Origin of the sequence: Verrucosispora sp. SN26_14.1, from assembly GCF_004307965.1 — a bacterium.
Lineage (GTDB): Bacteria > Actinomycetota > Actinomycetes > Mycobacteriales > Micromonosporaceae > Micromonospora.
On sequence record NZ_SISL01000432.1, the window covers coordinates 1 to 5000 of the forward strand.

The 5000-nt window shown below is 69.2% G+C and carries 7 protein-coding genes; 2 read left to right on the forward strand and 5 right to left on the reverse strand.

The window, feature by feature from the left end:
* The 3 genes from EYA84_RS26235 to EYA84_RS26245 form a co-directional block, all read right to left on the reverse strand.
* On the reverse strand, nt 1-910 hold a 910-nt coding region (locus EYA84_RS26235; RefSeq protein WP_161595043.1), incomplete at its 3' end, for a glycosyltransferase family 2 protein.
* A 1-nt stretch (nt 911) separates the two neighbouring features.
* Nucleotides 912-1847 carry a glycosyltransferase family 2 protein gene (locus EYA84_RS26240; RefSeq protein ID WP_236145964.1) on the reverse strand — a complete coding sequence of 312 codons (936 nt, stop codon included), beginning with the start codon at nt 1845-1847 and terminating at the stop codon, nt 912-914.
* Between the two features lie 436 nt (nt 1848-2283).
* Nucleotides 2284-2727 carry a hypothetical protein gene (locus EYA84_RS26245; protein WP_131056314.1) on the reverse strand — a complete coding sequence of 148 codons (444 nt, stop codon included), beginning with the start codon at nt 2725-2727 and terminating at the stop codon, nt 2284-2286.
* Between EYA84_RS26245 and EYA84_RS26250 the strand changes: the two genes are divergently transcribed.
* Nucleotides 2726-3457 (forward strand): Ig domain-containing protein, encoded by a 732-nt coding sequence (locus tag EYA84_RS26250; protein ID WP_161595044.1) that lies wholly within the window; start codon nt 2726-2728, stop codon nt 3455-3457. The two genes, EYA84_RS26245 and EYA84_RS26250, sit on opposite strands and share 2 nt — an antisense overlap.
* Nucleotides 3458-3472: 15 nt before the next feature.
* Here the strand turns inward: EYA84_RS26250 and EYA84_RS34095 are convergent, their stop codons facing one another.
* On the reverse strand, nt 3473-3694 hold the full coding sequence (locus EYA84_RS34095; protein ID WP_394347615.1) for an OmpA family protein: 222 nt from the start codon (nt 3692-3694) through the stop codon (nt 3473-3475).
* Nucleotides 3695-3747: 53 nt separating this feature from the next.
* Nucleotides 3748-4473, reverse strand: coding sequence for a VOC family protein (locus EYA84_RS26260; protein WP_131056318.1), 726 nt, complete (start codon nt 4471-4473; stop codon nt 3748-3750).
* Between EYA84_RS26260 and EYA84_RS26265 the strand changes: the two genes are divergently transcribed.
* On the forward strand, nt 4468-5000 hold a 533-nt coding region (locus tag EYA84_RS26265; protein ID WP_131056320.1), incomplete at its 3' end, for a hypothetical protein. The genes EYA84_RS26260 and EYA84_RS26265 overlap by 6 nt on opposite strands.

Sequence of the window (5000 nt, forward strand, 5' to 3'; positions counted from 1 at the left end):
CGGTCGCACCGAGCAGGACCGCCCCGGCCCGGAGAGCGGGCTGGGCACCCCGTCCGCCCAGCGACCCGGCGAGACCCCGCAGTACCGCCCGGGGCAGTGTCCGGAGCAGATAGCCGCGCTCGGCATCGAGGCTGGGTCCGGAGTGGTCGCGGCCACCGAAGGCACCGCCGTCGAGCAGCCGAGCCATCGCGACCTTGCCCCGGCCCTCGGCCACGCAGCGGTGCAGGAAGGCACGCAGCGTGGCCCGCTCGGCCGGCACCGGGTGGACGACGACGGCGTCCGACACGTGCACCCAGTGGCCGCCCGCGTGCCGGGTCAGTCGCAGGCAGAACTCCGTGTCCTCCGGCCGGGCACGGTCTCCCACCTTGCCGAAGTCGGTACGGAAACCCTGGACGGCCTCGAAGGCGTCGCGGCGCACGGCCATGCTGGCGGACCAGACATTGCGTACCCGCACCGTGCCGGTCGAGGGACCGGTACGGGAGACGCCGACCGTCCAGAGGAACTCGTCGGGCAACCAGGTCGGCCGGAGGGTCTCCCAGTCCGGCGCGATGCCCCCGCCGGTGCCGACCACGGCCGGGTCGGCGAGCGGCTCGCACAGTCCGGCCAGCCAGCCGGGCTGCGCGATCACGTCGTCGTCGAGGAAGACCACCACGGGGGTGACGGCATGACGGGCCCCGGTGTTCCGGTTACCGGAGACACCGCGCGGCAGGCGGTTATCCAGCACCGTCACGTCGGGCAACTCCCGACGGACCAGTCGGTGCAGGTGCGGGTTGTGGTCGACCACCACGATGATCTCCGCAGGCGGCGGGCTCTGCTCCCGGACGGCCTGCACCACCCGGACCAGCCGGGGAAGGCGGTGTTCGCTGTGGGTGGGGATGACCACGCTGACCGGGGACTGCGCGCGGGGCATCTCAGCGCACCTCCTCGGTCCAGGTGTCCTGGCCGCCGTGGTCGCGCTGGCCGAGGGGGGCGGTACCGGCGTGGTGCAGGGTCGCCGCCACGGGTGTCGGGGCGGGCCGGGGGAGGGACACGCGGACTTGTCCCGTGGCGGGTGCGGCGGGACCGGAGGCGGCGTGCGCGGCATGGTTGGCGAGGCCGGAGTCCTGGTGGCGTCCGCGCCGGGCGCGGCGGAACTCGCTGAGGATCGTGCGGAGCACGCGGGAGCCGTCGCGGAACGTGTGGAGGTTACTCTCGCCATGGATCCGCAGGTACTCGATGCTCGGCACCTCACGTACCTGGTAGCCGGCGGCGGCCATCCGGATGTTGATCAGGGTCTCGATCTCGAACCCGTCGCCCCAGAGCTTGCCTTTGGGCGGTGGCGTCGATGCCGGGTGGGGCAGCTCCATGGCCGGGACCAGATCCCGCCAGAAGGCGTTGTAGCCGTAGCAGAGGTCGGTGAAGCGGGTGCCGAAGAGGGCGTTGACGATGCCGTTCAGCGCACGGTTTCCCCAGCGGCGCAGCGGGGTGATGTCGTCGCTTCCGCCGCCGTACCGGAAGCGGGTTCCCTTGGCGAAATCGGCGCCGGACACCAGGGCCTCGACGAAGCTGGGGATCTCCTGCGGGTCGGTCGAACCATCCGCGTCGATCATGACCACGATGTCGCCGGTGGCCGCAGCGAAGCCGCAGGCGAGCGCGTTGCCCTTGCCGGTACGGGTCTGCTCGATCACCCGCACGGAGGGCCAGAGCTCGCGGGCCACATCGGCGGTGCCGTCGACCGAGCCGCCGTCGACCAGGATCACCTCGGCGACGCCGTGGGGCAGACGCGCGAAGACGTGCGGCAGGTTCCGGGCCTCGTTGCGGGCCGGGATCACCACGGACAGCGAGGGATACCGGTCGTACGAGGGCATCGGGTGACGGTCAGGGGCGAACGTGGACATCGCAACAGGTCCCTTCCGGCAGGTCAGCCGTCTGTCGGTGGGCGGAGGACCGCGTCGTCCGGGCCCGTGGTCGTCACGGCTCTTCAACGGCCAGTCACGGTGGATATTTCGCCAATGTCCGGCAAACCGACGGAGCTGAATGCCCTGTGTCCCGTCCGTCACGTGCGCACCACAAATACGCCCGAAACCTCACATAATCTCCACGGTGAGGAAACTCACTATGGCCGAATGCCGGGGACGCGGCGAAGGCCGCCTGCTACCCAGAACTGCCGGAGCCCACGCACGCACTCACCACGGCGCCGTGTCGACAATCCCAGGTCAGGATCGCCGGCACGGCGCCGTCGTGAGTGCGGACGAGCCCGTCCGAGCGCAGCTGGTCCCGGACGGGCTCACGGAGGTCCTCCCGCTACTGACCGTCGGCTTTCGCGGTCCAGTCGAGCGAGCCGAGGGAGCCACCCTTGATGTCCGTGCCGACTCCGTCCGTCTTCACGGCGTCGAAGTGCACGGAGGCCGAACGGGCGGCGGTGATCCCGAGCAGCGGCCGACCGTCGGGGTGCGCGTCACGGTAGCCCGTGCTGAGGCTGATGAAGGCTCCCCAACCGCTCGCCCGCAGTACCTTCGAGGTGGTCGATGTCGGGGTGGCTCGGTTGACTCGCCACTCCTTGAGCTTCCCGTCGGCCTTGGCACCGATCAGCACGTCCACGACGGCGCTGCCCGTTCTGCCGCTGCGCTCTTTGATGGTCGCCGCGCTGAAGGCTCGGCCATTGCTGACTTGAACGTCCCCATGCGAGCATATATCGATGAGCGCAAAACTCTTGCGTCGCAACAGATCCCGCTTACTGCTGACCATGGCGGCGGCTGCCATGGTCATCGCTTCTCTGGGTCTCGCCACACCGGCATCGGCTGCGGTTCCCGACGGCCACACCTGTTGGTACACCTCGCCGGACAGTCCACCGAGCAAGACTGACTCCAAGACCGTCAACTACACCGCGATAGTCCAGTGTGACGGCCCCGTGCGTCGCATCGACCTCACCGTCGAGCTGCTCTACCACGGCCTGATCGGCGGCCCCGGCCAGACCGTGAACGGCCGCACAGAGGTGTGGCAGAACTCGACCCTGACCCCACTGTTCGGTCTCGGCGTCGCCAACCCAGGGACGCTCTGTGAGTCGGGCTACTACTCCGGACGAGCAACCGCCACAGTCCAATACCTGTCGGGATCTCCGGAGTTCATCACCCGAACGACAGGGTCTCAGCCCGTATCCCTGACCTGTCCGCCACCGGACATCACCGTGCCTCCGCCGAGCGGAACGGTGACGGTCACCAACCCGGGCACCCAGAGCCATCTCAAGTCGGACACCGTGTCGCTGCAGATGCAAGCCACCGGCGGAAGCGGTTCGTACACCTGGTCGGCGACCGGCCTGCCTCCTGGGGTGGGTATCTCCCCCTCGACCGGCCTGATCAGCGGCTTTCTCAGCAACATCGGCAGCTACACCGTCACAGTCACGGCCGTCGGAGGCGGACAGGGGAGTACCACCTTCAGTTGGAGCGTGAGAAAGGAAACCGCCTGCCCGCGCTGCTGAGGCTCCCCCGGTAGCTCAGAGGCTGGGTTTCCCGGGTGCTCGGTGATGTCGGAGACCCCCAACTGCCTGGGCGCGGCGCATCGACAGTGGATTGTCGATGGCGTCGGTGCCGGAGGAGTCGGCGTGGCCTGCCACCGTCACCACTGCGGCGGGGGAGGCGTCGATGAGCTTCGCCGTACGGGCCATGACCGACCTGGCTACGGAGGTGAGGGTGGCCTTGTCCACCGCGAACAGCACATCGGCGGAGAGGTTGACCTGCAGGTCCCTGCCGTCGTCGACGCGGTCGACACCTACGGCCGGTCGCCCTGGACTGAAGGAGGGTTTCCGGCGCGGAGGCTCGCCATGTTCGCGATCGTCCCGTTGTCGAACCAGAGGATCTCGGTGTAGATGCCGGTCAGCGGGCGGGAGTCGAAGTAGGCGAAGCGGCTGCCGCCGGTCGAGAAGTCGCCAGCCTGTTCGACCGGGCCGAAAACGGCAGCCAGATCGGCGGCTGCGGCGTCGAAGTCGTACACCTGGAAACCGAGGTGGTGGAAGCCACCGGCCGGTCGTTCGTCGAGGAACTCGGTGTAGAGGTTGGGATCCCCCTCGGGGCGGGGGCTGATGACTTCGATGTTGACGTCGCCGATGTAGCCCAGAGCCATGTCGACACGCAGGTCGATTGGCTCACCGCGCAGCGTCGTCGCCAGCAGCGGCGCGTTCTCGAGAATCCAGAACCCGGCGGGGCCGTAGACCTTCTCCAACTCGGCGCACTTGGCATGCAGGTCGGGTGCGACCACACACCACTGGAAGAAACCCTGGGCCAGTTGGTTGGTTGCCGGGCGAGCCAGGTCGAACACGGTCAGTTTCTCGATGGTCTCCGGCATCGGGGCCTCCTCGGGGACGGGGTGCTGCGAGTCATGATCGAAGCTAGGCGGGAAGCCGCCGACCGTCCGGTCTAAAGTTGCGGTCATCTGCGGCAGATGTTGAGGTGTGTCATCGAACTGGGAGAGGAATTCCGGCGGCTGACCCGCGTGCACTTCGATAGTCGCCGGGCGGGCTGGCGATCGCTGGACCTCGAACTCCTGTCGGTCGACGCCGAGGCCGAGCGGGTCGAGCTGCCGGCGATCGACGCCCAGCTGATCGACCTGCAGATCCACGGAACCCGGCTGGTCTCCAGCCGCCGCAGGAGCGGCTGGGCGACGGGCCTGCTGGGTCCCGGATCGCTGTCCACGACGGCGCCCGGCGCGACCAGCAGCCTGCGCTGGGTTTCACCGACCGGCGACGACCACGTCACCCAGATCCGGCTGCTGATCCCCGCGCCGACCATGACCCGGGTCGCAAGCGAGGCGTTCGGCGGCAGCGCCAGCCGGTTCCGCCCGCCGGACGGGCTGGCGTTCGACGACGACGTGCTGCGCGCCCTGCTGACCCGCCTGCACCGGGCCGCCCGGGCCGGGGTTTCCGAACTGTACGCGGCCACGGCCGCCGAATTCATCGCGGTCCACCTGCTGACCAACCACGGCACCGCACCCGCCCCGCCCCGGCCGGCGCGCGACGACGCCCGGGT